The 26,405-nt window shown below is 58.9% G+C and carries 31 protein-coding genes; 8 read left to right on the top strand and 23 right to left on the bottom strand.

Translation table 11 applies throughout. The features are described 5' to 3' along the window. Positions 1 to 30 precede the first annotated feature (30 nt). The 4 genes from PKC81_RS04300 to secB all read right to left on the bottom strand — a co-directional run bounded on the left by PKC81_RS04300 (position 31) and on the right by secB (position 3,955). Positions 31 to 717 carry a DUF4136 domain-containing protein gene (locus PKC81_RS04300; RefSeq protein ID WP_324333457.1) on the bottom strand — a complete coding sequence of 229 codons (687 nt, stop codon included), beginning with the start codon at positions 715 to 717 and terminating at the stop codon, positions 31 to 33. A 115-nt stretch (positions 718 to 832) separates the two neighbouring features. Beyond that, positions 833 to 1,831, bottom strand: a complete 999-nt coding sequence (gene trpS / locus PKC81_RS04295) for a tryptophan--tRNA ligase (protein WP_324333455.1) — start codon at positions 1,829 to 1,831, stop codon at positions 833 to 835. 10 nt (positions 1,832 to 1,841) lie between these two features. Beyond that, positions 1,842 to 3,416 (bottom strand): murein biosynthesis integral membrane protein MurJ, encoded by a 1,575-nt coding sequence (gene murJ / locus PKC81_RS04290; RefSeq protein WP_324333453.1) that lies wholly within the window; start codon positions 3,414 to 3,416, stop codon positions 1,842 to 1,844. Between the two features lie 32 nt (positions 3,417 to 3,448). Further along, positions 3,449 to 3,955, bottom strand: a complete 507-nt coding sequence (gene secB, locus PKC81_RS04285) for a protein-export chaperone SecB (protein WP_324333451.1) — start codon at positions 3,953 to 3,955, stop codon at positions 3,449 to 3,451. A 279-nt stretch (positions 3,956 to 4,234) separates the two neighbouring features. Here secB and PKC81_RS04280 point away from each other — a divergent pair, with 279 nt between their 5' ends. From PKC81_RS04280 to PKC81_RS04270, 3 genes are read left to right on the top strand one after another with little or no spacing between them, the layout of a single operon-like run. Then, entirely contained in the window at positions 4,235 to 4,897 is a 663-nt protein-coding gene (locus PKC81_RS04280) for a Tim44/TimA family putative adaptor protein (RefSeq protein ID WP_324333449.1), read from the top strand. Between the two features lie 13 nt (positions 4,898 to 4,910). Beyond that, on the top strand, positions 4,911 to 6,149 hold the full coding sequence (locus tag PKC81_RS04275; RefSeq protein ID WP_324333447.1) for a murein transglycosylase A: 1,239 nt from the start codon (positions 4,911 to 4,913) through the stop codon (positions 6,147 to 6,149). Continuing rightward, entirely contained in the window at positions 6,146 to 6,688 is a 543-nt protein-coding gene (locus PKC81_RS04270; RefSeq protein ID WP_324333445.1) for a Smr/MutS family protein, read from the top strand. Before PKC81_RS04275 ends, PKC81_RS04270 begins: the two co-directional genes overlap by 4 nt. A gap of 108 nt (positions 6,689 to 6,796) precedes the next feature. On the opposite strand, the gene dapE is transcribed toward PKC81_RS04270, so the two are convergent. Further along, positions 6,797 to 7,948: a succinyl-diaminopimelate desuccinylase gene (dapE, locus tag PKC81_RS04265; RefSeq protein ID WP_324333443.1), complete on the bottom strand. Its 1,152-nt coding sequence runs from the start codon at positions 7,946 to 7,948 to the stop codon at positions 6,797 to 6,799. A gap of 126 nt (positions 7,949 to 8,074) precedes the next feature. On the opposite strand from dapE, the gene PKC81_RS04260 reads away from it, so the two are divergent. Next, positions 8,075 to 8,539 carry a cupin domain-containing protein gene (locus tag PKC81_RS04260; RefSeq protein ID WP_324333441.1) on the top strand — a complete coding sequence of 155 codons (465 nt, stop codon included), beginning with the start codon at positions 8,075 to 8,077 and terminating at the stop codon, positions 8,537 to 8,539. A 103-nt stretch (positions 8,540 to 8,642) separates the two neighbouring features. Here PKC81_RS04260 and PKC81_RS04255 read toward each other — a convergent pair whose 3' ends face one another. The 15 genes from PKC81_RS04255 to PKC81_RS04185 form a co-directional block, all read right to left on the bottom strand. After that, entirely contained in the window at positions 8,643 to 9,317 is a 675-nt protein-coding gene (locus PKC81_RS04255; protein ID WP_324333439.1) for a glutathione S-transferase family protein, read from the bottom strand. Between the two features lie 166 nt (positions 9,318 to 9,483). Further along, the gene (gene yihA / locus PKC81_RS04250; protein WP_324333438.1) at positions 9,484 to 10,095 is read right to left on the bottom strand and encodes a ribosome biogenesis GTP-binding protein YihA/YsxC; all 612 of its coding nucleotides are present in this window, start codon (positions 10,093 to 10,095) and stop codon (positions 9,484 to 9,486) included. 107 nt (positions 10,096 to 10,202) lie between these two features. Further along, positions 10,203 to 11,966, bottom strand: a complete 1,764-nt coding sequence (yidC, locus tag PKC81_RS04245; protein ID WP_324333436.1) for a membrane protein insertase YidC — start codon at positions 11,964 to 11,966, stop codon at positions 10,203 to 10,205. A 47-nt stretch (positions 11,967 to 12,013) separates the two neighbouring features. Then, complete coding sequence (gene yidD, locus PKC81_RS04240; RefSeq protein WP_298600660.1) at positions 12,014 to 12,226, bottom strand: membrane protein insertion efficiency factor YidD; 213 nt, start codon at positions 12,224 to 12,226, stop codon at positions 12,014 to 12,016. Further along, on the bottom strand, positions 12,223 to 12,558 hold the full coding sequence (gene rnpA, locus PKC81_RS04235) for a ribonuclease P protein component (protein WP_324333434.1): 336 nt from the start codon (positions 12,556 to 12,558) through the stop codon (positions 12,223 to 12,225). The genes yidD and rnpA overlap by 4 nt, the downstream gene beginning before the upstream one ends. 26 nt (positions 12,559 to 12,584) lie before the next feature. After that, a complete protein-coding gene (rpmH, locus tag PKC81_RS04230) occupies positions 12,585 to 12,719 on the bottom strand; it encodes a 50S ribosomal protein L34 (protein ID WP_298600653.1) in 135 nt (44 codons plus the stop codon). A gap of 115 nt (positions 12,720 to 12,834) precedes the next feature. Next, a complete protein-coding gene (locus PKC81_RS04225; RefSeq protein WP_324333431.1) occupies positions 12,835 to 13,167 on the bottom strand; it encodes a hypothetical protein in 333 nt (110 codons plus the stop codon). 136 nt (positions 13,168 to 13,303) lie between these two features. Then, positions 13,304 to 13,762: an SRPBCC domain-containing protein gene (locus PKC81_RS04220; protein ID WP_324333429.1), complete on the bottom strand. Its 459-nt coding sequence runs from the start codon at positions 13,760 to 13,762 to the stop codon at positions 13,304 to 13,306. Then, positions 13,762 to 14,244, bottom strand: coding sequence for a VOC family protein (locus tag PKC81_RS04215; RefSeq protein WP_324333427.1), 483 nt, complete (start codon positions 14,242 to 14,244; stop codon positions 13,762 to 13,764). The genes PKC81_RS04220 and PKC81_RS04215 overlap by 1 nt, the downstream gene beginning before the upstream one ends. Further along, complete coding sequence (locus PKC81_RS04210) at positions 14,244 to 15,026, bottom strand: VOC family protein (RefSeq protein WP_324333425.1); 783 nt, start codon at positions 15,024 to 15,026, stop codon at positions 14,244 to 14,246. The genes PKC81_RS04215 and PKC81_RS04210 overlap by 1 nt, the downstream gene beginning before the upstream one ends. An 11-nt stretch (positions 15,027 to 15,037) precedes the next feature. Next, positions 15,038 to 15,421, bottom strand: a complete 384-nt coding sequence (locus tag PKC81_RS04205; protein ID WP_324333423.1) for a DUF1428 domain-containing protein — start codon at positions 15,419 to 15,421, stop codon at positions 15,038 to 15,040. Positions 15,422 to 15,457: 36 nt separating this feature from the next. Then, the gene (locus tag PKC81_RS04200; RefSeq protein ID WP_324333421.1) at positions 15,458 to 15,868 is read right to left on the bottom strand and encodes a VOC family protein; all 411 of its coding nucleotides are present in this window, start codon (positions 15,866 to 15,868) and stop codon (positions 15,458 to 15,460) included. Next, positions 15,865 to 16,494, bottom strand: a complete 630-nt coding sequence (locus PKC81_RS04195; protein WP_324333420.1) for a TetR/AcrR family transcriptional regulator — start codon at positions 16,492 to 16,494, stop codon at positions 15,865 to 15,867. Before PKC81_RS04195 ends, PKC81_RS04200 begins: the two co-directional genes overlap by 4 nt. A gap of 78 nt (positions 16,495 to 16,572) precedes the next feature. Then, the gene (locus PKC81_RS04190) at positions 16,573 to 17,061 is read right to left on the bottom strand and encodes a GNAT family N-acetyltransferase (RefSeq protein ID WP_324333418.1); all 489 of its coding nucleotides are present in this window, start codon (positions 17,059 to 17,061) and stop codon (positions 16,573 to 16,575) included. Between the two features lie 48 nt (positions 17,062 to 17,109). Continuing rightward, on the bottom strand, positions 17,110 to 17,826 hold the full coding sequence (locus PKC81_RS04185) for a hypothetical protein (protein WP_324333416.1): 717 nt from the start codon (positions 17,824 to 17,826) through the stop codon (positions 17,110 to 17,112). Between the two features lie 166 nt (positions 17,827 to 17,992). Between PKC81_RS04185 and PKC81_RS04180 the strand changes: the two genes are divergently transcribed. Next, positions 17,993 to 19,501 (top strand): YifB family Mg chelatase-like AAA ATPase, encoded by a 1,509-nt coding sequence (locus tag PKC81_RS04180; protein ID WP_324333504.1) that lies wholly within the window; start codon positions 17,993 to 17,995, stop codon positions 19,499 to 19,501. Positions 19,502 to 19,554: 53 nt separating this feature from the next. Then, entirely contained in the window at positions 19,555 to 19,944 is a 390-nt protein-coding gene (locus tag PKC81_RS04175) for a DUF559 domain-containing protein (RefSeq protein ID WP_324333414.1), read from the top strand. Positions 19,945 to 20,003: 59 nt separating this feature from the next. On the opposite strand, the gene PKC81_RS04170 is transcribed toward PKC81_RS04175, so the two are convergent. Both PKC81_RS04170 and PKC81_RS04165 read right to left on the bottom strand, forming a co-directional pair. Next, on the bottom strand, positions 20,004 to 20,648 hold the full coding sequence (locus tag PKC81_RS04170; protein ID WP_324333412.1) for a peptidylprolyl isomerase: 645 nt from the start codon (positions 20,646 to 20,648) through the stop codon (positions 20,004 to 20,006). A gap of 4 nt (positions 20,649 to 20,652) precedes the next feature. Continuing rightward, positions 20,653 to 21,138, bottom strand: a complete 486-nt coding sequence (locus PKC81_RS04165) for a RecX family transcriptional regulator (RefSeq protein ID WP_324333410.1) — start codon at positions 21,136 to 21,138, stop codon at positions 20,653 to 20,655. 139 nt (positions 21,139 to 21,277) lie between these two features. Here PKC81_RS04165 and PKC81_RS04160 point away from each other — a divergent pair, with 139 nt between their 5' ends. Beyond that, the gene (locus PKC81_RS04160; protein ID WP_324333408.1) at positions 21,278 to 23,002 is read left to right on the top strand and encodes a fatty acyl-AMP ligase; all 1,725 of its coding nucleotides are present in this window, start codon (positions 21,278 to 21,280) and stop codon (positions 23,000 to 23,002) included. Positions 23,003 to 23,075: 73 nt separating this feature from the next. After that, entirely contained in the window at positions 23,076 to 25,433 is a 2,358-nt protein-coding gene (locus PKC81_RS04155; protein ID WP_324333406.1) for an EAL domain-containing protein, read from the top strand. Here the strand turns inward: PKC81_RS04155 and PKC81_RS04150 are convergent, their stop codons facing one another. Next, complete coding sequence (locus tag PKC81_RS04150) at positions 25,434 to 26,402, bottom strand: alpha/beta hydrolase (protein ID WP_324333404.1); 969 nt, start codon at positions 26,400 to 26,402, stop codon at positions 25,434 to 25,436. Positions 26,403 to 26,405: the final 3 nt, after the last annotated feature.

Raw genomic sequence — 26,405 nt, 5'->3', positions numbered from 1 at the left:
GGGTCCTGGGTGGCTGACCGTTAAGCCAGTCTATTTCTTTTTGCCGCCGTCTTCGGGCGCCACCGAGATGCGCACCGTTTCGCCGCTATTGCCAGGGAAGCCAGTGAACATGGCAGTAACGAGGTTGGGCACCAGATAGGGCAGGCGGTTGGAACGCGACTTTGCCTCGGCCTTGCCTTCGAACAGGCGCTCACCTGTGTCCGTGCGTTCGATCTTCATGTCGATGCCGCTCGTGTAGACAGTGTAGCTGCGCACATCATATCCGCGACCGAAGCCCGGTCCGTACAGGAACGGATCGTGCCAGCCATAAACATAGCGGGCGCCACGTGGAGTGCGGACCACATAGGGTCGGTAATAGCCCCGGCCGAAACCATAGCGGCCATAGCCCCAGAAGGGGTCGTAAAAGGGATCGTCATAGACGACCGTGCGCTCTTTGCCTTCGTCGACGCCATAGCCCAGCTTCACGGTAAAGTCGGCGGTCGAACCGGCAGCCGCCGGAATATAGCCGGCCTTGGTCATCTCCGCGGAAACCATCGCCGCATATTGGCCAAATTCGATCCCGCCTTCATTGACCGGGTCGGCAGCTTTGACCGTAAAGGTTTGTCCCTGCGGCGCGGGCATTTGCTGGAACCGCGAAACATCGGCCTTGAATGGCGTTGCACATGCCGCCAGCGTCAACAACAGTGCCGGGGCAAGAATGGAAACAGCTTTACGCATCGAACTTCACCTCCGTTGCCGCCAATATAGGCTGGCTTGCGGTGATATCTATCCGAAATGCGCTGAACTGTTGTTGAACGGCAGGGTGTTCACACCGCTGTCATGTAACAAATTGTCAGCGCAGCAAACCCAGCGCCTGATAGGTCCGGTCGAGCGTAGGCTGAGCAAGCGCTCGGGCTTTCTCGGCACCTTTTTGCAAAGCTGCGTCGATTGCCGCGCTGTCGCTGCGCAAAGCATTGAACCGTTCGGCAATAGGGGCGAGCTTGCTGACCAGCAATTCCCCCAGCGCCGGTTTGAAGGCGCCAAAGCCTTGGCCGCCAAATTGCTGCAGCACTGAATCGACATTGCTGCCTTCCAACGCAGCATAAATGCCGACCAGATTTTCGGCTTCAGCGCGACCGGCGAGGCCTTCCTTCGCGCTTGGAAGCGGTTCGGGGTCGGTTTTGGCCTTGCGCACCTTTTGCATGATCGTGTCTGCATCGTCGGTCAGGTTGATGCGGCTCATATCCGACGGATCGGACTTGCTCATCTTGGCGGTGCCATCGCGCAGCGACATGATTCGCGCTGCTTCGGGCGGGATGATCGGCTCGGGCAGGGTGAAGATGTCGTCCCCATCGCCAAAGTCATTGTTGAACTTCTGCGCAATGTCGCGGGCCAGCTCGAGATGCTGTTTCTGATCTTCGCCAACGGGCACATGGGTGGCCTGATACAGCAGGACGTCGGCGGCTTGCAGCACCGGATAGGTGAACAACGCAACCGACGCACCTTCACGGTTTTTGCCGGCCTTGTCCTTCCACTGGGTCATACGGTTCAGCCATCCCATCCGCGCAGTCCCGTTGAGCAACCATTGGAGTTGGCTGTGCGCCGGGACTTGCGTCTGGTTGAACAGGATAGACTTGTCGGTATCGATGCCGCAGGCAATGAGGGCAGCTGCCATCTCGCGGGTATTGGCCGTGAGTTCGGCCGGTACATGCGGCTGCGAAATGGCATGCAGGTCCGCAAGGAAGAACAGACATTCGCCCTCATCCTGCATCTTCACCCAGTTCCGAATTGCGCCCAGATAGTTTCCGAGGTGCAGGTTTCCGGTGGGCTGGATGCCCGATACTACGCGCATGATGACTTCCTTAATTTGCTGCTTGCTTGCGGGTGAGCATCGTGATCTTGCTGCGATCAATCGCGCCGGTCACCCAAGCGAGGCCGAAATAGACGATCGCACCTGCGCCGACCAGCGCCAAAATGCTTGATATGCGTGCTATTACGCCTGCTCCATAATAGGTGTCGCCATAAGGTGCCAGGAACCAGATTACTCCGCCCATTGCCGTAGCAGACAGCAATATCCGGCCAATGCGTACCAACAAATCGGGTTCAATCGTAAACTGCCCGCGCCGGTGCAGGATCGTGTAAAGCATCGCACAATTCGCCCAAGCGGCGAGGGCACCTGCCAACGCCAGGCCAGCGACACCCATTACAGGGATAAGCGCCAGGTTCAGCGCGATGTTGATCGTCAATGAAACCGCTGCCGTATATACCGGGGTCTTGGTATCCTTGCGGGCGAAAAAACCCGGCGTCAGTACTTTGACAAGCACATATGCGGGAAGGCCGACAACCAGCATCGCTACGACAGACGCTGTGCTGATGACGTCGTCCATCCCGAACTTGCCACCGAAGTAAAAGGCGCTGACCAGTGGCTGTGCCGCGCAGAACAATCCGACGGCGGCGGGGACCGTGAGAAGCAAACCAAGCTCAATCGCATTGCTTTGCACGCGCTGTGCTCCGCCCGCGTCATCCTTTGCGATGAAACGCGACAAGGCAGGAAGTATCGCTGTGCCGAGGGCAATGCCGATGATGCCCAGCGGCAACTGATTCAGTCGATCCGCCAGAGCAAGGAATACAAACGACCCTTCCTCAAGGCGCCCGAGAAAAAACAGGTCTATGAAGCGGCTAATCTGGTAGATTCCGGCCCCAAATACGGCAGGCAGGATAAGGACACCCAGTTCGCGTACATCGGGGGTGAAGCGGGGTCGTTGCAGCCTGAACCGGAAGCCGGCTTTGCGCGCCCAGTGCCAGAGCCACAGCATCTGTAAGACGCCAGCCAGTGAAACCGACCATGCCAGCAACAATGCCGTGTTTTCCGGATTTGCGCCGCCGTCGATAAAGATGGCAATCAGCATCGCCGCAATCATGCAGATGTTCAGCAAAACCGGCGCAAAAGCGGCCGCTGCAAATTTGCTGATCGAATTCAATATAGCCGCGAACAGCGTCATGATGCTAATCAGCCCCAGATAAGGGAAGGTGATCCGCGCCAACGTAATGGACGTGGCGTTAGTGCGTCCACCGTTTCCAAAATCGTCAATCAGCCAGATGACCCACGGCATTAGGGCAATCATCAATGCGGAAAAAACCAGCAGGATTGGAATGAAAACCGACAGCACCTCATTCGAAAAACGCTGCGCAGCCTGATTGCTGTCGTCGCCATCTTCCGCCGCCTTGCGGTTGAACAGCGGGACAAATGCTGCCGAAAAGGCCCCTTCAGCAAATAGTCGGCGGAAGATGTTTGGTAACTGAAATGCCAACTGCCAAGCATCGCCAACCGCACTTGCACCCAGCAAGCGCGACAGCATCATGTCTCGGGCAAAGCCGAATATGCGGCTTATCAGCGTCATTCCGCCGATAATGCCGGTCGATTTAAGCAGGTTCATCCGGCCCGCCCCGACGCTTCAGATTACTATAATCAGGCTTCGCCAGCGGGTTGGCCTTCGGCAGTTGCCTGAGCCTGCGCGAGTTGCTGGATATAGAGGCCGTTGAAATCGATTGGATCGAGAACCAGCGGCGGATAGCCGGCATCGCGGATTGCGTCGGCCACCACACGGCGGGCAAAGGGGAACATCAGGCGGGGTGCTTCGCCGAACAGGAATTGATGGGCATAACCTTCCTCGACATTGCGCAGACCGAAAAGTGTCGCATATTCCAGCTCGACATTGAAATGCACACCCTGATCGGCTTCGGCTTTCACGCCCAGCTTCAGGATCACCTCGTTCACTTCCTCGTTCACCGGATTGACTTCGATGTTCACCTGAACGTCGATCTGCGGCTGGCCGTCCCATCCGTAGCTGTGCGGTGCGTTGGGATTCTCGACAGACAGGTCCTTGATATACTGGCTGAGCATGCCGACCGCAGGTGACGTATCTTCGCCATTGGGCTTGAGGGTATCTGAAACGATGTTGCCTTCTTCGGCCATTTTTATGTGCTTTCCTTAGTGTATTTCGCGCCATCCCCATGGCCGCGCTTCGGCAGCGCGCCTAGCAGGGGGATGGGCAAAGGGCAATGGTTTAGCAGGGCAACAAGCTGGGCTTTGCCTCTCCCTGCAAAAGAATTGCGCCAAGCCATTTGAAACTGGTGGGGGAAATGCCTATGTTGACGACAAGGAAGCTGGGTTTCATGCCGTTCAACAAGGGTTAACCCGGATTTTGGATTTTCGGGCTAATGCATTGATGCCCGATATGGTAAGGCGTGTATTATGGTGACTGTCGAAATCGTTTTGCTGGCAATGGTTGCAGCCTTTTTGGGCCTGCGCCTCTATTCGGTGCTCGGCAAGCGCACCGGGCATGAGCAGGAGCCTGTCGCACGCCCCGCTATGGAGGAACGTCAACCCGCCGTTGTGCGCCAGCCTGTCGGCCAGCGCGAAACACTGGCCCCCGTTCCGACAATGGATAGCCCGCTGGCGGATAGTGCAGCGCAAAGTGGCCTGCGTTCGATCGCCAACGCCGACCGCACATTCGATCCCGCACTGTTTCTGGAAGGCGCAAAATCGGCCTATGGCATGATCCTCGAAGCCTATTGGAAAGGCGATAAGGATCAGCTCCGTTTTCTGTGCGATGACGATGTTTATGAAAGCTTCGCTGAAGAAATAGACGCCCGTCTGGCACGCAGCGAGACTTTGGAGAATCGATTGGTCCGCATTGATGAGGCTCGCATCGTCAATGCCAGCTATGATCACCCGATGGCGCGGATTTCGGTGCAGTTCGATGCCGACATTGCCGCATTGGTGAAGGATGCCAATGGTACTATCATTGGCGGTTCACTGACCGATGCCATTGAAACACATGATATCTGGACTTTCTTCCGTGACGTGAAATCGGGCGACCGCAACTGGAAGCTTGACGAAACCGACACGGTCTGATTCACCCCGGGGCATGAAAAGCCCCGTCTTTGCGCTCGCCCTGTCGACCCTTTTGCTTTCTGCCTGCTCGGGCGGGATCATCCCAAAGGGTGGCGCTTCTGCTCCGTCGACAACGCCCGCACCCGATGTGGCTGCAAAGCCGGTTCCCGCAACGCCCGTGCCGCCCGTAGCTGCGGCTGCAGCAACAGGCGAAATCCTGAACGCGGCCAGTGCGGGCCTCGTTCGCGGGCCAGCCATTGGCAGCCTCTCTGTCGATCCGCGCAAGACCAATCTGGCGCTTGCTTCTTTCCGCGCCTCCTGCCCGGGCCTGCTCAAGCGCACGGACAATTCGGGTCTGACGCAAGGCAGCGACTGGCAGGACGCTTGTGATGCCGTCAAAACATGGACTGGCGATGCGATCTCTTTCTTCGCGACCTACATGGATGCCGTGCAGGTGGGCGAGGGCAAGGCCTTTGTCACTGGCTATTTCGAGCCTGAAATTGCGGGTTCGCGCACCAAGCAGCCAGGCTATGACGTCGCTATCTACAAGCGCCCGCCCGACCTGATCGATGTCGATCTTGGCCAGTTTTCCGACGACCTCAAAGGCAAGTCGATCCGAGGCAAGGTGCAGGGGACGAAGTTCATCCCCTATGACGAACGCGCCGCTATTGTGAACGGTTCGCTGGCTGGACGCGGGCTCGAAATTGCATGGGCGGCGGATCCGATCGAATTCTTCTTCCTGCAGATTCAGGGCTCGGGCCGCTTGCGGCTTCCCGATGGCGGGGTGATGCGCATTGGGTATGAAAGCCAGAACGGGCGCGGTTATACCGGCATCGGTCGGCTGATGAAGGACCGCGGCCTGATCACCGACGGTTCGATGCAGGGCATCGTTAAATATCTGCGCGAAAACCCTGAAGAGGGGAAGAAGATCATGAACGAAAACAAAAGCTTCGTCTTCTTCCGCGAATTGACCGGCGCAGGCCCGCTGGGCGCGATGGGCTATCCGGTTGTGGGAGAGGCGAGCGTTGCGGTCGATCCCAAATATGTGCCGCTGGGGGCGCCAGTCTGGCTGTCACTCGACCGGGCCGAACCTAATGGCATTTGGGTGGCGCAGGATACCGGAGGCGCGATCAAGGGTGCCAACCGTTTCGACAGCTTCTGGGGTGCGGGCGATCGCGCCCGTGCGATTGCCGGTGGCATGTCGGCACGCGGCAGCGCCTTACTGTTCCTGCCCAAGGCAGCCGTCGCGCGCCTGATCCCGACCGTGGAATGACCCGCCGCCTCCATCCGGAGGAGCGGTCGCTTTGGAACCGTGTCGTGCAGACGGTGAAGCCGTTGCATCCGGTAAAGGTTGCATTGCATCCGCATCCGGTTGACGAACCACCAAAGGCAAAGCCAGCGGAACCTAAAGCGGCCAAGCCAAAGCCCAAAATGGGTGCCGTTCGCTCCGTAGCCACGCCGGCCAAACCGATAGACAGCAATCTTGATTCGCACTGGGATCGTCGCTTTCATAAAGGGGCTGTCATCCCCGACATCAGCATCGATCTGCACGGGCAGGGTCTGGCCGGTGCACATGCAAGGCTAGATCACACGCTCGAGCAAGCCATTCATCAGCGGTTGCGCGTGGTGCTGCTTGTCACCGGAAAAGCGCGCGCGCACGACCGTGCGAGCGGCGCGGGCCGGGGCGCGATTGCCGCTGTGGTGCGTGATTGGCTGGCGGCTTCGCGCCATTCGTCTCACATCGCCGCTGTCCGGCAGGCGCACCCACGCCATGGTGGCGATGGGGCGCTGTACATTGTGTTGAAGCGTTGATTGGTTGAGGCGTGACCGTAGCCCTGAGCCTGTCGAAGGGCGGCCATCGACTCAGCGCTACATCTGAAAAACGCCCTTCGACAAGCTCAGGGCTGCGGTGAATTCAACTCAACGCGCCAACAACCGCAGCGTTACCCGCCGATAAATCTCTGTCAGCGCATCAAGGTCTGCAATCGCAACCGCCTCGTCCAGCTTGTGCATGGTTGCATTACAGAGGCCGAATTCGACGACTGGGCATAGTTTAGACAAGAACCTTGCATCGGATGTGCCGCCGGTGGTCGAGGCTTCGGGCGCGATGCCGGCCACTTCCTCCACTATGGCGGCCAATGTTTCGCTGAGCTCGCCCGGCGGGGTCAGAAAGGCCTCGCCAGAGATCATCGCTTTCAGCGTGCCGCCGCCCGGTTCAACAATGCCGCGGATCAGTTCGACAAGGCTTTCGCCGCTGTGCAGGTCGTTGAAACGGATCGAAAGCCGCGCCAGTGCTTTGGCGGGGATGACATTGGTTGCCGGATTGCCGGTGTGCAGTTCGGTAATCTCGATATTGCTCGGCTGGAAAAATTCGGTGCCTTCGTCGAGCACCACTGCCTTGATCTGCGCGAGGATGGCCACAAGCCGCGGGATCGGATTGTCTGCCAGATGCGGATAGGCGACATGCCCCTGCGTGCCCTCGACGGTGATCCATATATTCACCGAGCCGCGCCGCCCGACCTTCATCATATCGCCCAGCTGGTTGACGCTGGTGGGTTCGCCGACAAGGCACAGGTCTGGCAGGGTACCACGCGCCTTCATATGATCGATCAGCGCGCGGGTACCGTGGATGGCGGGGCCTTCCTCATCGCCGGTTATGATCAGGCTGACCGTGCCGGCATCCTCGGGAATATCGTGCAAGGCCGCAACGAAGGCCGCGATGCTGCCCTTCATGTCGACCGCGCCGCGCCCGTAAAGCAGGTCGCCACGGATTTCCGGTTCAAACGGCTCGCTGGCCCAGCCATCACCCGGCGGAACGACATCCAGATGCCCGGCAAAGGCGAAATGCCGACCGCCTTTTCCACGAATAGCAAACAGGTTTTCCACAGGCCCGCCATGCGCCGGATTGGGGTCGTCAGCGCCTGCAATGAAGCGCTCGACGGTGAAACCCAGGGGCGCCAGCATCGCCTCCATCGTATCGAATACGCTGCCGCGCGCAGGCGAGATACTCTCGCAAGCCATTAAGCGTTGGGCATAAGTGAGAGCCAAACTCTCTGTCATAGTCTGTGTCATCCCCGGCTTGATCGGGGATCCATGGTCTGACAGCGAGGTTTGAACCGACGGTTCAGGCCATGGATTCCCGCTTTCGCGGGAATGACAAGCTGGGTAGGATTTGTCCAACATTAAGGAAGCCAACCTATGCCCAAGATCGATATCGAAGCCATCCCGCAATCGAACGCTACCGGTTACCCAGAACCATTTGACAAGGCGGTGGAGGGCCGTTGGTGGCGCAGGTTGGCACCGGCTGCGGGCCTGACTCAAATGGGGGCGAGCCATGTTGTGCTCAAACCCGGCGGCTGGTCATCGCAGCGCCATTGGCACGAGGCAGAGGATGAGATCGTCATCATGCTGTCGGGTGAGGCGGTGTTGATCGAGGATGAAGGTGAAACCATGATGCGCCCGGGCGATGTCGCCGCTTGGGCGGCGGGTGTGCGCAATGGACACCATATGATCAACCGCAGTGACAGCGATTGTGTATTCATCGCTATCGGGGTCGGCGACCGCTCAAAAGGCGGCGGCTATTCGGATATCGACATGATGTTCAGCGAAGAGCATTATTACCATAAGGATGGTAGTCTCTATCCAGCCAAAAGGCTTCCCTGAATACCGTAGCCCTGATCCTGTCGAAGGGCGTCCCAAGGTTTGCGTAGCGGCTAAAAAGCGCCCTTCGACAGGCTCAGGGCTAAGGCAATTTGGACTTGAACTGCTATTTTTTAGCCGGCTCGTTCTCGAACTTTTCGATCACCCATTCTTCATTCTGGGCCGACTGATACCATTCCTCCATCCAGGGATGGGCAAGCACCGCCTCGATATAGCTTTGCGCAAAGCCGGGCAGGGTGAAGCCGTAAGTAACAAAGCGCGTCACGATCGGCGCGTACATGATGTCGGCTGCGCTGTAGGTGCCGAACAAATAGGGCCCTTCCTTGCCAAAGCGTGCCCGTGCCTCGGCCCACAGACCCAATATGCGGAGCGCATCGTTGCGCGTCTCTTCGCTGATCGTCACGCCCTCATAGATTTTGCGCAGGTTCATCGGGCATTCGCGGCGCAGCGGCAGGAAGCCTGAATGCATTTCAGCGGCCATTGCCCGCGCCATGCCGCGTGCAACCTCATCCTTGGGCCAGAAACGTTCGCGCCCGACCTTGTCCGCGAGATATTCGATGATCGCGAGACTATCCCAGATGACCGCATCGCCGTCCCACAATATCGGAACCTTGCCAGACGATGGGGCAAGGTCTTCCTCACGCTTCCGCTCATCCCAGCCTGCATCGTAGAGCGGGACCGTCATCTCCTCAAAATGCAGCCCCGATTGCTTGCAAGCCAGCCAGCCACGCATCGACCAGCTTGAATAGGCCTTGTTCCCGATGATGAGTTTGAGCGTCATTTGGCCGTAATGGCGCGATAAATCATTGGTGTCGAGAGCTGTCACTCGACACATAACCTTGTCATTCCCGCGAAAGCGGGAATCCATGGTCTGACACCAAGGTTTAAACCGACGCCCCGGACAATGGATCCCCGATCAAGTCGGGGGTGACACGAACTCTATTAAACTAACTGGCAATCGCTTCCAGCACCGCCTCGCGCAAAGCATCAATCCCGCCCTTTTTTTCCGCAGAAGTCGCCGAAATGACAGGGAAGGCGGCGCTGTGCTTGCGCAGTTCCTCCAGCGTTGCGGCCTCGACTGCGGCGAGTTCGCTAGCCTTGATCTTGTCGGTCTTGGTCAACACGATTCGATAGCTGACCGCGGCGCCATCGAGCATCTTCATGATTTCGCGGTCGACTTCCTTGATACCGTGGCGACTGTCGATGAGGAGGAAGGCGCGTTTCAGCACCTGCCGCCCGCGCAGATAATCATTCACCAGATAGCGCCATTTTTGCACCGTCTTCAGCGGTGCCTTGGCGTAGCCATAGCCCGGCATGTCGCAGATGCGGAATATCGGCGGCTCGCCGACATCGAAAAAGTTGAGTTCCTGCGTGCGCCCGGGTGTGTTCGAAGCGCGCGCCAGCCCGTTGCGATTGACCAGCGCGTTGATCAGGCTCGACTTGCCGACATTGGAACGACCGGCAAAGGCGATTTCGGGTACCGTTGCATCGGGAAGGAATTCCAGGCTGGGGGCCGACTTCAGGAAGTTGACCGGGCCTGAGAAGATTTTCGTATCCATGCTTCTAATCCCGTCACCCCTGCGCAGGCAGGGGCCGCTGCAGGTTTCAATACCGTCAAATGCTTAGACCGCCAACGGCCCCGGCCTGCGCCGGGGCGACGCCGCGGTTAAGCCTTCGCCTTTTTCTTTTCGGCCTCTTCCTTCGCCATCTGCTCCTTCAGGATCGGATGCTTGGAATAAAGCCATTTTTGCTGGCCAATAGAGATGATGTTCGAAACCACCCAGTACAGCTGCAGACCCGCCGCGAAAGGCGCCATGATGAACATCAGGAACCAGGGCATGATCGCAAAGACCTGCTTCTGTACTTCGTCCATCGGCTGCGGATTCAGCTTCTGCATCAGCCACATGGTGATGCCGAGCAGGATAGGCAGGATGCCGATGGCTAGGAAGGTCGGCGGATCGAACGGTAGCAGGCCGAACAGGTTGACCGGGGTCAACGGATCGGGTGCCGACAAGTCCTTCAGCCACAGTGCAAAGGGCTGATGCCGCATCTCGACCGACAGCATCAAAATCTTGTAGAGCGCGAAGAAGATGGGAATTTGCAGCAGGATGGGAAGGCAACCCGCCAGCGGGTTGATCTTCTCTTCCTGATACAGCTTCATCATTTCCTGCTGCAGCTTGGGCTTGTCGTCCTTGTAGCGTTCCTGCAGCGCCTTCATCTTCGGCTGCACCGCCCGCATGCCCGCCATCGAAGCGAACTGCTTCTGCGCGACGGGATACATGAACAGGCGGACGATAATCGTCAGCGCGATGATCGCGACGCCGAAATTCTTGAACAGGTCAAAAAGCCACAACAGCAGCTTTTGGAACGGAATGGCGATGAACCAGAACCAGCCCCAGTCGATCGAATAATCGAGATAAGGGATGCCGAGCTTTTCGGTGTAGTTGGTCAGCTCTTCATATTCCTTGGCACCTGCGAAGAGCCGCGATGTCTGGGCTTTGGATTGGCCTGCTTCGACTGCCGTCAACTGCGCATTGCGAACATTGGCCCAATTATAGCCGCCTTCGGAGAGGAATTCGGCCTTTACGGGCACTTTCTGGTCGGGGATCAGGGCAGCCAGCCAATATTTGTCGGTCAGGCCATTCCAGCCGCCGGTGGTGGCAAAGCTCACCTTGCCATTCGGAGCCTCGGCGACCTGATCATAACCCCATTCATAATTGGGCTCGCCATTGAAAACGCCCATCGGGCCGATATGGATTTGCGTAAAGATCGAGCCACCCTTGGTCGCGTCCTTGGGTGCGCCCTTGCGGCTGATGATGCCAAAAGGCGCGATATTCGCGGTCGGCAGGCCGGCGGCGTTGGTGAAGCGCTGCTCGGCGGTTATCATATAATGCTCGTCAATCGACAGCTTGATGTCGAACCGCTGGCCTTCGGGGTTAGTCCAGCTGAGCGTTACCGGGGTTGATGGAGCGAGCTTCTTGCCATCAGCCGTCCACACGGTTTTGTCGGTCGGAAGTGTTGCGCCATTACCCGTCCAGCCGAAACGCGCAAAATAGGCGTTGGCTGTGCCTGAAGGCGCAAACAAGCGGACCGGCGGTGATTTCTTCGATAACTCCTGCCGGTGCGCGGTCAGTACCAGATCATCGATCCGCGCGCCTTCAAGGTTGATCGAGCCCTTCAGCTTGGGCGTTTCGACCAGCACGCGGGGGTTGGCCGCAAGGGCTGATGGCAGCGCCACAACCTTTTCGGGCAACGAAGTGACAGCAATATCGCCGCTACCGCTGTTCGCGCTCTCCACCTTTGCTGAAGTGCTTAAGCTCTTCTCTGCTGGCGGCGGTGTCGGGAAAAACATGTTCGCGACATAGGGCCAGCCAAAAAGGATTAGGCCAGTCAACAGCACAGCCAATATGATATTACGCCGGTCTTCCACTCAAATATTCCCTGTTATTTCAATGTCTGGATCATGTGTTGAACACATTAGGGCACCGGATCATATCCGTGCCCGCCCCAAGGATGGCAGCGCAATAGCCGTTTCAGCGCCAGCCAGCCACCCTTAATCGCGCCATGTTTCTGCAAAGCCTCTATCGCATAGGACGAACAGCTTGGTGCGTAACGGCAGGTCGGTGGCAGGATGCGCGAAGGGCCCAATTGCCAGCCGCGCGCGATGAGGATGAGGAGCTTGGCGATCATGAAGCGAGCTTTCTCAACGCCTTGGTCATTTCTTCACGCAGCATACCAAAATCGCGCTCTATGCCGCCTTCGCGCCCGATCAGGATATGATCGGCACCGGCCTTGCCCAAATCAGGAAGCAATTCTGCCGCCAACTCACGGAAACGGCGGCGCATGCGATTACGCACCACCGCGTTGCCGACTTTCTTGGTTATGGTGATCCCGAGCCGCTTGGCAGGGTCTTCGTCGCGCCGGTCATGCACCAGCAAAACGAAACCGGGAGTTGCATAGCGCTTCCCCCGGTTGGCAGCCAGAAACTCCGGCCTTTTCTTTATGACGGTGTAACCGCGCATCTCGCGGCTACCGCAAAGCGCCCGGCTTAGGCCGAGAGCTTCTTGCGACCGCGGGCGCGGCGTGCGTTCAGTATCGCACGGCCCTTGGCGGTCGACATGCGGAGACGGAATCCGTGACGGCGAGCGCGCACAAGATTGCTCGGCTGGAAGGTGCGCTTCATGGCTCAAATCCTCAATAAAATCAGCAATTGGAATAAAAACAGCCGCCGAATCTCTACGGCGACCGCCTTTGTTGAGCGGGCCTTTATGGTTTGGGCGGGTAAAAGTCAACATGACTCAAGGCTGTTTTTGGCCAAAATCATCGCGCCGGAAGATGCGCATCAGGTCGCGCTTTATTGGCGGGAAGGGCGGGCGTGTCTTGAACCGCTTCCGCCGCATCGCCCAATTGGCCCATTCGCCATATTCGGGATGGCGCTTGCTCACTCTTGCATATTGCCGTTTGGCCCAAAGCGAATTCTTGATCACAAGCGCGAGCCCGATTGGAAACAGAATCAATCCGCCCGGCCCCGGCAACCAACCTATCAGTGGCGCGAGGATCATCAGGAACCAGCCCAGAATGATCATCGCCCATTGGTAGGATCGGCTGTCAGAGAGCTTGCGCGTGGCCATAGGGCGGATGTGGGGCTGCACCGCCCTTAATGCAAGAATGCGTCGCCCCTGCGCAGGCGGGGGGCGCAAGAAGTTTACAGAACCAGTTGGGTAAAACTACATCGGCCCCTGCCTGCGCAGGGGCGACGTTTACTCTTTAACCCTCGCACATTTCCACCAGCTGATCTGCACAGGCACCCCAACCTTCTTCAAAACCCATTTCGACGTGGCGCCTGCAGTCGTCTTCGGTCCAGTGGCGGCAAAGCGCGATATAGCGCGTGCCATCGCCTACGGCCTCGACCGACCAGATCCCGATCATGAACGGGCCCGCCGGCATCAGATCGCCCACCACCGCATCGGTGAAAGCGAAACGGCGGCCTTCATCCCATGCAAGCACGGTGCCGGGATGCGGGTGTACTTCGCCATCGGGGCCATACATGGTGCACATCGACGCACCCCCCGCCCGCCGTTCGAGCTTGTCAAACTCCGCGCGCCAGGGTTTGGGGCACCACCAATCGTTGATGCGGTTGGTCATGATGTCCCACACCCTTGCCGGCGGTGCATCGATGAAACGCGTGACCGACAGTTCCCACCCATTTTCTGCTGTTGCTGTCATTATCCGTCTCTCCGCACCGCTGCTTCGATGGAGGCATGGTCGATCTTGTGCATCGTCATCATCGCTTCGAAAGCACGTTTCGCGACATCACCTCCTGCCGCCATCGCCTCGGTCAGCACGCGCGGCGTGATTTGCCAGTTCAGACCCCATTTATCCTTGCACCAACCACAGGCGCTCTCCGCGCCGCCATTGCCGACAATCGCATTCCAATAGCTGTCGGTTTCGTCCTGGCTGTCCGTCGCGATCTGGAAGGAGAAGGCTTCGCTGTGCGGGAAAATCGGGCCGCCATTGAGGCCGATGCAAGGGATGCCGCAAACGATGAACTCAACGGTCAAAACATCGCCAGCCTTGCCTCCCGGGAAGTCACCAGGCGCGCGATGGACTGCTGTGACTATACTGTCCGGAAAGGTAGCGGCATAGAAGTTGGCGGCCTCTTCGGCATCCTTGTCATACCAGAGGCATATCGTGTTTTTGGCCGTCATCACTTTCCTCCCACAAGTGAGAACATCGCACCTTGCGGGTCGATGCCCTGCACGATCCAATCCTCGCCGGGGACTTCCATCGGACCATTGATAACCTGTCCGCCACTGGCGGTGATTGCGGCGTGCGCGGTGGTGATCGAGGGAACACGGAAATAATGCGCCCAACCGGTGGGGGCGCCTGCAGGCACCTGCATAATCGCGCCAACCCCGCCGCGATCATGGTCGATGAACTGATATGTGCCCATCGGGCCCATGTCCATCGGTTCGGGCAGCGTCCAGCCGAAAAATTTGGTGTAAAAGGCCAGCGCATGCGCCTGATTACCTGCATATAACTCATTCCACGAACAGCGACCCTGCAGGCTGGTCGAGAAGGCGGTGCTCTCGCTGCCACCGGGTGGAGGCGTGGGCGTCATCACATAAAATGGCGCGCCGCAGCAGTCCGCCACCATGGCAATCCGCCCGGCCATCGGCACGTCGCGCGCGGGCATCAGGCATTTGCCACCCGCGGCTTCGATTGCCGCGACGCTGGCATCGGTATCGTCCACACCGATATAACCCAGCCAACTGGGGCGAGCGCCATGCTGAACCATTTCGGGTGATAATGTCAGGACGCCGCCAGTCATCCCACCATCGGCATTGGCGATGAAGCCATAGCCGTCGGCCTCTGGCGGACCTGCGCTCAGGCTCCAGCCTGGAACGACCGCCTCGTAAAAAGCTCTCGCTCCCGCAAAATCGTTGGTCATCAGCTCGTACCAGATCCAGCTGCCTTGCAATCTAGCCATGGTCTGTCCTTTCAGGCTTTGAGGTCGACGACAGGCACAAAGCCGCCGAAAATCATCCGTTTGCCGTCAAAGGGCATCGGGTTCTTTTCGGGGTCCATGCGCGGATCGGCCTTAGACGGGTCTTCCATCCATTCCGTCATTTTTGCGAATGCGGCATCGCGGGTGGCCTTGTCGGGCCATTCGATCCAGCTGAACAGCACCTCTTCGTCCGCATCGGCTTTCACTGCCATGCGGAAATCTGTGGTGTGGCCTTCCTGAACATCGTCGCCCCAACATTCGACCACGCGCAATGCGCCGAGATCCATGAAAACGCTGTCGCCCATTTTGGCATGTGCGATGAACTTGTCCTTGTTTGCCTTGGGGCAGGCGATCACGAAACCGTCGATGTAACTCATACTCTCTCTCCTCCATCTGCCCCCTTTTCGGGGTGCTTATTCGCTCGGCGGAACAGCTGCCGGATCCATCCAGAAGGGTTCCCAGATATGGCCGTCCGGGTCGGCGAGCGTGCGCTGGAACATGAAGCCATGGTCCTGCGGCGGATTGAGGTCTGCGGTTCCACCGGCGGCGGCTCCGGCATCGACCAACGCGTTCACGGCGTCCTTGCTGTCCAGCGTGATGGCGATCATCACTTCGCTCGAAGTAGCGGGCGGAATGGGCCGGTCGGTGAAGCTCTTCCATTTGTCGTGGGTTAGCAACATCACCATGATCGCCTCGCTCCAGACCATGCAGGCCGCGGTCTCGTCGGTGAAATGCGGATTGTTGGTGAAGCCCAGCGCGCTGTAAAACGCCATTGCCTTGGGCAAGTCTGCCACCGGCAGGTTGACGAAAATCATCTTGTTCATTCTAGGTCTCCTCTGTCGAACAGCATTTTTATGTAGCGTTTGAGGTGGAGCACGCTGTCGCGCGCTTCCTTGGGGCTGTTCTTGGCCTTGGCGATGATGAAGGCGCCCTGCAGCACCGCCTGGATATGATAGGACAGGCTTATAGCCGACACGCCGTCGCGGATGCCGTAGCGTGCGATGGCCGCTTCGATATCCACGGCCAGCCGTTCGCAATAGGCGCTGATGCTGGCATCGCTGGCGCGGCGCAGCGTGTCGCTGCTGGCAAAGCTTTCCTGCACCATCGTCCCGACAAAGCAGGTGAAGCCTTCCGGCGGGCCTTCGAGCATGAACATTCGGAAGTCGATATGGGCGAGCAGGCGTTCAAGCGGGTCTTCGATGCGTACCCAGGGGGGCAGAGTGAAAATCAGTTCATCGGCGCGCGCGGTCCATTGCTCGGCGGCGGCAACGCCCAGTTCCTCTTTGGACGCGAAATGGTGAAAGAATGCGCCTTTCGACACGCCCGCCGCCGCACAAATCTCGTCCACCGAAGTCGCGGCATAGCCCTGTTTGCGCACCAGCATATGCGCCGCGTCGATCAGTTTCGACCGGGCAGACGGGCGCGGGGCATTGGCATTGCGACTCGACATCTTCAAAACATACCAACCAGTCGGTATGTCGTCAAACTGCTGCGCGATGCCGCTGTGAATGGTCTGATTTTGAATGGTTTAAAGCTTGAGCGTCATGGTGACGTGCACGCCATCCCCATGCCATAGCCGCTCAACATGCGCGTCGGTCGTCTCGAAACCGACCTTCTCGTAAATCGCCATCGATGACGCGAGGCCATCGGTAGTCTCCAAAAAAACTTCGCGGTGGCCGCATGAACGCGCGTGATCTAGTGCGAGGTCGACTAGCTTGCGTCCTACACCTGTCCCGCGTGCTTTGGGCAGCAGCACGACCCAGCGCAACTGTCCAACCTCTCCGCGATCGACCAATGCCGAGCAGCCGACAGCCTTGCCGTCCATTTCTGCGAACCAGACGCGGCTTCGGCTGGGTTGGTCTAGTTGCGCCTCGGCCACGGTTTCGGCGACAAAGTCCCAGAATGGCGGGCCGAACCGATCGCCTTCGACAGCATAACCGAGACGATGCAGGTCGACGATTAACTGGTCGTCGCCCGGTCGCCGGTCATGCCGGAAAGTGATTGGTGAAGCCCCCATGCCTTGCGGCTTAAGGGGAAAATCTTCGGCTAATCAAGCGGCAGAAGTTCAGTCCAGCCTGACGTAACGCGCCAGATCGCGGCTGTTCAGGTACAGCGCATCGTCGTGCGGGGCGCTGTTGGTCATTGCATAGAATCGGCGCGCCTCGGTCTCGCTCAGCCCCATTTCACGATAGAAAGCGATATAATCCTGGTGCACCGGATCGTCGGCGGCGAAATCGTCTGCCTCATAGCCATCCTCATCGCGCCAGCTATGGACGGCGAATTCGGCGGTCGGCGCGGCGCGGCGCTGGGCACCGGCGAGGAACAGTTCGACCCCGCCCGAGCGGACTGAACCACCCTCAGGCACATAAGTCATGACGCCATGACGTCGTACCATCCGGGCGAGCGCGAGATTGGCTTCATCGTCGCCAGTGCCGGGACAGTCGACCATGTCGATCTGCCTGAGCGATGGGAATGCGCGGAGGAGTGCCGCGAACTGCTCCGGCGTTTCGCTTTCGATGCTGCCGATCAGCTCGGCGCGATCGGGTGCGACCATGTGGAAGGGGCCGAAACTGGCAAGCGGTGTTCGGCTGGGTGAGATGTCACCAAAGGGCTGGGCAACGAAACGCTCGGCGGTCGCGCCACCGTCATCGAGATCGACGACTTCCTCGATTTCGTAGATTTCGCTCGCGGTTTCCAGCGTCGCAGCATGGCTCGGCACCGCGATCAGGATGAGCGCGAGCAGGCCTGCAATGCCGATTGGATAGGGAGGACGTGTTGCCATGATGGCTGCGGCTTTGCACGTGCGTCGCTTGCGAATTTCTCATCGCTAAGGGTTAAAAGGAATTTAGGCATGATTTGCCTTCGCCCGATTTCATGCTAACCGGTGGTAGCGCGCGGTGGCCAAAATGGCGCAACTTTTGGACCTGTTTCTAAGGAGTTGCCGCGCCATGGTCGCGATTGTTTCTACTGTTGCCTATCTGGGTCTTGAGGCCCGCGCCGTTGAGGTGCAATGCCAGATTGCGCCCGGAATGGTGGGCTTTGCCGTAGTCGGATTGCCCGACAAGGCGGTCGCCGAAAGCCGTGAGCGCGTGCGGGCCGCGATCGCCGCCTTGGGTCTTTCGCTCCCCCCAAAGCGGATCACGATCAACCTCTCGCCAGCCGACCTGCCAAAGGAAGGGTCGCATTACGACCTGCCGATCGCGCTCGCGCTGCTCTCTGCCATGGGCCTCGTCGATACCGAGACGCTGGCGCAATATGTCGTTGTGGGGGAATTAGGACTCGATGGCCGTGTGGCGGCGTCTCCAGGTGTGCTGCTGGCTGCACTGCACGCTTCGGGAAGGCAGATGGGGCTGATCTGCCCGGTAATGCAGGGTGCGGAGGCTGCATGGGCGGGGCAGGTTGAGGTCATTGCTGCGCCTGACCTGTTGTCGCTGCTGAACCACCTCAAAGGGCAAGGCATTTTACGCCCACCCGAGCCGGGTATTGCCGAGGCGCCGGTGCGCGGGCCGGACCTGAAACAGGTGAAAGGGCAGGAGACGGCGAAACGCGCGCTGGAGATTGCGGCGGCTGGCGGCCATAATCTGCTGATGGTCGGGCCGCCGGGCGCAGGCAAGTCGTTGCTCGCGTCGTGCTTGCCCGGAATATTGCCCGAACTTACACCAGCCGAGGCGCTCGAGGTATCGATGATTGCCTCGGTTGCAGGTGCGCTAGAAGGCGGGCGCATTTCGCGCAAACGGCCTTTTCGCGCACCTCACCACAGTGCCTCGATGCCTGCGCTGGTTGGCGGCGGTTTGCGGGTGCGACCGGGGGAGGTCAGCCTTGCCCATTTGGGCATATTGTTCCTCGATGAACTACCAGAATTCCAGAGGGTTGTACTCGATAGTTTACGCCAACCCTTGGAAACAGGCGAGGTCAGCGTCGCGCGCGCAAACAGCCATGTGACTTTCCCGGCGCGGGTGCAATTGGTGGCGGCCATGAACCCCTGTCGGTGCGGGCATCTGGGCGATGCTGCGCTGGCCTGCAGCCGCGCCCCGCGCTGTGCAGCAGACTATCAGTCGAAGGTTTCGGGCCCGCTGCTCGACCGTATCGACCTGCATGTCGAGGTGGAAGCCGTCAGCGCCGCCGACCTTGTCCTTCCGCCCCCAGCCGAAGGCTCGGAGCAGGTCGCCGCACGCGTTTTGGCGGCACGGCAGGTGCAGACGGAACGGTTGGCGGATGTTCCCGCCCGCACCAACGCCGAACTGGATGGCGACCTCCTCGAAGCTCATGCAACACCCGACGATCCCGGCCAGCGTCTGCTTGCGCAAGCCAGCGAAGCGATGCGCCTATCGGCGCGCGGCTATACGCGGATATTGCGGGTCGCGCGGACGATAGCGGATCTGGCCGGATGCGAGACCGTGGGCCGCATTCATGTCGCCGAAGCGCTATCCTATCGCCGCCAACCTCCAAGGAATTGAACGCGCAATATCCCCCTCCCGCTTGCGGGAGGGGCTAAAGGAGGGCCTGACAAATGAGACGCCCTGAATATCGCACAAGAGACATCAACCGTTCGCGCGAATTGCGCCGAGAGGCATCACTGGCAGAACGGCTGCTTTGGTCGGCACTTTCGAGTGGCAAGTTATCGGGGCACCGATTTACCCGCCAATATCAGATTGGCCCCTATTTCTGCGACCTGGTGTGCCGTTCCGCAAAGTTGGTGATCGAAATAGACGGATATTCGCACGACATCCGGCAAAGTTATGATGCACGACGGGACAGTTTTTTACGCAATCAGGGTTACCGCGTTTTGCGGTTTTCGAATGACGATGTGATGCAAAATCTGGAAGGTGTGGTGGCAACGATCGCGCTTGCTCTCGGGCCCTCCCCCAGCCCCTCCCGCAAGCGGGAGGGGAGTTATTAGCGCATCCAGCAAGTCCCCCTCCCGCTTGCGGGAGGGGCTAGGGGAGGGCCTGTGATGGCCTAAGGCACAACCATCCGCCGCGCCGTGATCACCTTCACCGGTTTGGCAATCATCTGCCCCTTCATCGCACCTTCGCCTAATGTGGTCGATATCGGCGCGTCGAATATATGGCGGACAACCTCCATCCCCGCCGAAACGTGACCAAAGGCGGTGTAGCCGGCGCGCGCCTCGGGATCGGTCGACTTTGGATCGGCATCGAGGCTAGGCATATCCGAAAGCAGGATTGAAAAATCGCCCTTCGCGGTGCCCGGGGCCCAGCGCGCCATAGAGATCGAGCCTGCCTTGTGTAGAATTCCCGTCTGGTCGGTGGTTTCATGTGCGATAGGAGGAAGGTCGCGCTTCGGATCGCCACGCGTGCCGGCCTGAATGAGGCCGTTAGGTTGTTCACCCCAGGGCAGCTTCATCGCGCGGTAAAAGGTTATGCCGTCAAAGCGCCGTTGATCGACATAACGCACGAAATTGCGCGTCGCGACGGGTGCGCGCTTCGCGTCCAGTTCCAATTCGATCGGCCCCAATTCTGTGGTCAGCACGACTTTGACCAGATCAGGAATCGGGGCAGGGGGCGGCGGAGCCTTTTTCTGCTGTGTGGCTGCGGTCAGGGCGATGAGCAGCGGCAGGGCGGCGAGGAAGAATCGGCGGTTCATGCTACTACTCTGCCTCCACTTCCTCTCCGGGTGAAGCATTGACGAACTTTCGTGCGGTATCAAAATCATGCCCGGCCCGCAGGAATGCCGCAAATTGCTTTCGCTTCTGATCGTCCGACGCGGGTTTGCTGGCATAGGGACCGATCCGTTTGCGTTGGGCAAAGCGCTCGGCAGACTGCCATTTTTGTGCAGCACTTTCGGCATGCGCATCGCCTGCATCGGCTTCCGATATGCCCTTGGCGCGCAAATCTTCGTTCACCCGGCGTTGTCCCAGACCGCGCGCCGTCATCGTTCGCGCGCGGGCGGCGGCAAAGGCGGCATCGTCAATATAACCGAGACGCACGAAATCGGCGATCAACCCTTCAATGTCCGCTGCATTTTCGTTCTCCCAGCCACGCTCGCGCAGTTTGCGTTGCAAATAGTCGGACAGCTTCTTCCGGCTGGTGGCGTAGCGCCCGACATAGTGTAGCGCCAAGTCACGTAATTTCACTGGATTCAGTGGCTTAGGCGGTCTGTTTCGTTTTGGTTCATCTGCCACGCCGCATTGTTGCCACAGTCGGGTCGAAATTTGAACTCCAAAGGTCGTGTAAACGCGCTCGATTAGGGATCGCAAGATTAAGGGAAAGCACATGACAGGTCTAACACCCACGCCCTCCAGCGACACGCTGGAGCGCCGGTTTTCAGACTTTGCAACTTTGGGTGAGGCGCTGGATTATGCGGCGCTTGGGGCCCGCGGCCTTAATTTCCACGACATGCGTGGCGAATTGGCGCGCCCCTATCCGTTCAGCGAGATGCGCAAGGATGCGCTGGATGTCGCCTATCGCCTGATCAGCCATGGCGTGAAAAAGGAAGACCGGATCGCGCTGATTGCCGAAACCGGGCCCGAATTTGCAGCGCTGTTTTTCGGCTGTGTCTATGCTGGCGCATGGCCGGTGCCGTTGCCACTGCCGACCAGCTTCGGTGGCAAGGAAAGCTATATCGACCAGATCATGGTGCAGCTCAACAGTTGCGATCCTTCGTCCCTGTTCTTCCCGCCCGAACTCGTCGAAATGGCTGGTGAGGCTGCAAGGCGCTGCAATGTGGAGGGTATCGACTGGGCCGAGTTCAATGATCGCATCGCGCTCAAGACCGAGCTGCCGCATGCGACCACTGACGAGATCTGCTATCTGCAATATTCGAGCGGATCGACCCGGTTCCCGCATGGCGTAGCGGTGACGCACAAGGCGTTGCTCAACAACCTGTCAGCGCATAGCCATGGGATGGAGTTGAAGCCGCAGGATCGCTGCGTATCCTGGCTGCCCTGGTATCATGACATGGGGCTTGTCGGCTGCTTCCTCTCCGTCGTCGCCAACCAGGTGTCGACCGATTATATGAAGACCGAGGATTTTGCGCGCCGTCCGCTCGCATGGCTCGATATGATCAGCCGCGCAGATGGCACGGTGATCAGCTACTCGCCGACTTTTGGTTATGATATCTGTGCACGCCGTATTTCAAGCCAGAGCCAGGTTTCGGAGCGTTTCAAGCTCAGCCACTGGCGACTCGCGGGCAATGGTGCGGACATGATCCGTCCCGATGTGATGCAGGCCTTTGTCGATGCCTATGGCGACGCCGGCTTCAAGGCGAGCTCCTTCCTGCCCAGCTATGGTCTGGCTGAAGCAACGCTGGCCGTGTCGATCATGCCGCCCGGCGAAGGTATCGAGGTTGAGCTGGTTGAGGAAAGCGAACTGACCGGCGTGCCCGGATCGCCCGATCGCCCGACCCGCTATCGCGCCATCGTCAACTGCGGCAAGGCGGTGAAGGACATGACGATTGAGGTACGTGACGGTGATGGCAACGTCTTGCCCGATCGCGTGATTGGCAAGGTCTGGTGCACTGGCCCGTCGCTGATGGTTGGCTATTTCCGCGATCCGGAATCGACCGAGGCTTGCATGGCGGATGGCTGGCTCGACACGGGTGACATGGGTTATATGTCCAATGGATACATATATATAGTCGGCCGCGCCAAGGATATGATCATCATCAACGGCAAGAATTACTGGCCGCAGGATATCGAATGGGCGGTCGAACAATTGCCCGGGTTCAAGGCGGGTGACATCGCCGCCTTCTCGGTCAGCAATGGTGGCGAGGAACCCCCCGCCGTGCTCGTCCAGTGCCGCACTTCGGACGAAGCCGAGCGCGCCAAGCTCCGCGAGCAGATCAAGGACAAGGTGCGATCGGTCACGGGCATGAACTGCGTTGTAGAGTTGGTCCCGCCACGCACGCTGCCGCGCACCAGTTCGGGCAAGCTCAGTCGTGCCAAAGCTCGCAATCTCTATCTGTCGGGTGAAATTCAGCCATACGCAATTGCCGCCTGAGTGGGCGGTCGACTGCTATGAATTTGAACGGGACGCTTACGAATAAGTAAGTTTCTGCTGTTACGCCGCAGGTGTGAACAAACCAGATTCAAGAACTGACCTGCCCAGCGATATTTCCGCAAAGGCGCTTTTGGGTTTTGCCTCGCCCGGCGGGATGGAGGCTGTGCAGCTGGAGGAAATCCAGGCGCGCTCGATCCGTGATCGCAGCACGATGCATATGGCCACGAACATTTTCTGTACAATGTTGGTCGTCGCGATCAGCTTTGGCTCGGCACCCATATGGGCAATCGCGACATGGGTCGGTGCGCTGCTCGGATATAATATCCTGTGGTTCACCACCCTGCGCAACAAGGGACTTGCAGAGGGGCGTCGCGCCACACGCAGCGACTTTCTGGAAATGGGCCGCAACGCCGGGATAAGCGGCGTCATATGGGGATCGGCATTGCCTTTCCTGGGCAGCTTTGGCGCGATGCCGCAATGGCTGGGCATCTGGTCGGTGACTTTGGCCATGATGGTATATGCCTCAATGGTGATACCGAGCCTGCCGATTGCAGCGACCGCCTTCATCTCGATCGCAACTTTCGGCGGATTTGTCGGCTGGACCCTGCATGGTGAATATTATCTCGCACTAGCCAATGCCGCACTTGGCACGTTGATGATATTTGGTGTTTTGCGGAGCGCAAAAGCGCAGGTCCTGTTCGAACTGGCCAATAATGTGCTGCAAGAAAAATCGGAAACGGTCAGCCTGCTGCTCCGTGAATTTGAGGATAGCGGCGCCGATTGGCTGTGGCAGACCGATACAGGTCGCTGCGTGACGCACACCAGCCCGCGCTTTGCCTATGCTCTGGAAGCAGACCCCAAAGCGATTGAAGGCCAGCCGCTGCTCAAACTCATTGCAGGGGATTCGTGGGAAACCGGCCAATATCCAGAGGCGCTGCACGAACTTGCCGAGCGACTGAAGCGCCGCGAACCATTTTCCAACCTGATTGTCCCGGTGACAATCAACGGCGTCCGTCGCTGGTGGGAATTATCGGCATCGCCGCGCCAGTCGGAAAGCGGCGCTTTTTTGGGTTTCCGCGGGGTCGGCTCCGATGTGACCGAACAGCGCGAATCTGCGGAAAAAATCTCGCACCTTGCGCGATTTGATACGCTCACCGGGCTTCCCAACCGCCTGCAATTGACCGAAGCGCTTGGGCAGGCGCTGGCGGATGCGGATCAATGGCGCCGCCGCTGCGGCTTCATGATGATCGACCTTGATCGGTTCAAGGCGGTCAACGATACGCTCGGGCATCCCGTGGGAGACCGCCTGCTGGCTCAGGTCGCAAAGCGTCTGAAAATGATCATGTCGGCCAACGAGCTTTGCGGCCGTCTGGGCGGAGACGAATTTGCAGTCGTTCTGAAAGACGCCTCTGACGCCGGCTATGTGGCCACCGTTGCGAAGAACATCATCGATACCTTGTCCAAGCCCTATGAGGTTGACCAGAACACCTTGTTCATCGGCGCAAGCGTCGGCAGCGCGGTAGGCCCTATGGACGGGCGTACTGTAGAATTGCTGATGCGCAGTGCAGATCTCGCGCTCTATCGATCCAAAGAGGATGGTGGCAGCACCCATCACAGCTATCAGCACAAATTGCACGCCAATGCCGAAGAAAAACGCGTTCTCGAGTTCGAGTTGCGCAACGCCCTCAACGCCGACCAGTTCCACTTGGAATATCAACCGGTGGTCGAAGCCAATGGCGATCACGGCATCACCGGCTTCGAGGCTTTGCTGCGCTGGAACAACCCGAAATTCGGTCTTGTGTCGCCCGCCAAATTCATTCCGGTTGCCGAAGACGCCCGCTTGATAGTGCCGATCGGCAATTGGGTGCTGCGCCAGGCCTGTGCCGACGCGATGAAATGGCCCGACACTGTGAAGGTGGCGGTGAATGTTTCAGTTGATCAGTTGACCAGTCAGGGTTTTGTGGAATCGGTTGTGCAGGCATTGCACGACACCGGGCTCCCCGCATGGCGGCTTGAGCTTGAAGTGACAGAGAGCATTTTTGTACGCGACGGAGGACTTGCCGTGCAGGTGCTTGATCGCCTGCGCAAGCTGGGCCTCAAATTGTCACTCGACGACTTCGGCACCGGCTATTCCTCGCTCGGCTATCTCAGCAATATCCGTTTCGATACCATCAAGGTTGATCGCAGCTTTGTGACCGGCGCGGCCAAGGGCAAGGCAGAGTGCATTGCGATTATCCGCGCTGTCGTGGCGATGGCAGATGCGCTCGACATTGCGACCACGGCGGAAGGTGTCGAAAATGAAACCGAACTGGCGATGATCCAGCAATTCGGTTGCGACAAAATCCAGGGCTATTATTTCGGGCGGCCGATGGCATTCCTTGATGCCTGTGCCTTGTTCCGCACTGCGCGGGCTGCGCGAAGCGTCGCCTGATCAGCCAGCCGGTTTGGCCGCCTGCGCCTGCAACCAGTTGCGGACATCCTCAGCACTTTTGTCGGCGATTTCCTCCATCGGCAAATGGCCGATGCCCTTATAGATCTGCGTGCTGCTGTTCTTGTAGGTTGAAGCGAACCATAGGGCGCTGCTGACCGGAATCAGTTTGTCCTCATCGCCCCAAAGGATCAGCGCGGGTACCTCGCGTGTAGCTTCGCCAGCCGGTTTGCTGGAAGAGCGGTTGGAAATCTGCGCAAAACGCTTGGCAGTGGCTTCGCGATTTCCTGGATAACGCAGCAATTCCCAATATTCATCGATCTCGGCTGGTGTCGCAACCGACTGGTTGCTGACACTCTGCTTTAGCGAGCGTTCGATGACGCTGCGCGGCGTGATGACACTCATGATGGGCCGAAGGGCTGACATGCGCGCGATACGGAAACCGATGGGCAACGACTTGGGCTGGGAATTGGGCGCGCCGCTGGCATCGACCAATATGATGCCCTGCAGCTTATCGGGATGCGCCTTGGCATATTCATGCGTCACCCAGCCGCCCATGCTGTTTCCGCCCAAATAGAATTTGGAGAGGCCACGGTTTTTGGCCACCCGGTCGACAACGTCGACAAAGCCTGCTGCGCTATAATCGTCCTTTGGGTGCGGGCCGGTCAGGCCGTGGCCGGGCTGATCATAGCGAATGATGCGATATTCCTTACCCAGCCGGTCAACCCATTGCTGCCATGTGTGAAGCGAGGCGTTGGAGCCGTGGAGCAGGATCAGGGCAGGGGCGTCTTTCGGCCCCTCGTCACGCAGATGGACGGTCAGGCCGTCACCCAGATCGACAAATTCGGACTCGGCGTTGGCATATTTGGTGCGCAGCTCATCAGCCGGGATGTCGGGGGCATAGCCCCATGCAAAAAGAGCCGCGACCGCGACGAGCAGAGCTATGGCGGCCCATTTGAAGAATTTACGCATCCC

The organism is Sphingorhabdus sp. (genome assembly GCF_035329025.1).
Lineage (GTDB): Bacteria > Pseudomonadota > Alphaproteobacteria > Sphingomonadales > Sphingomonadaceae > Sphingorhabdus_B.
This window is presented reverse-complemented; position numbering and strand designations above follow the sequence as displayed.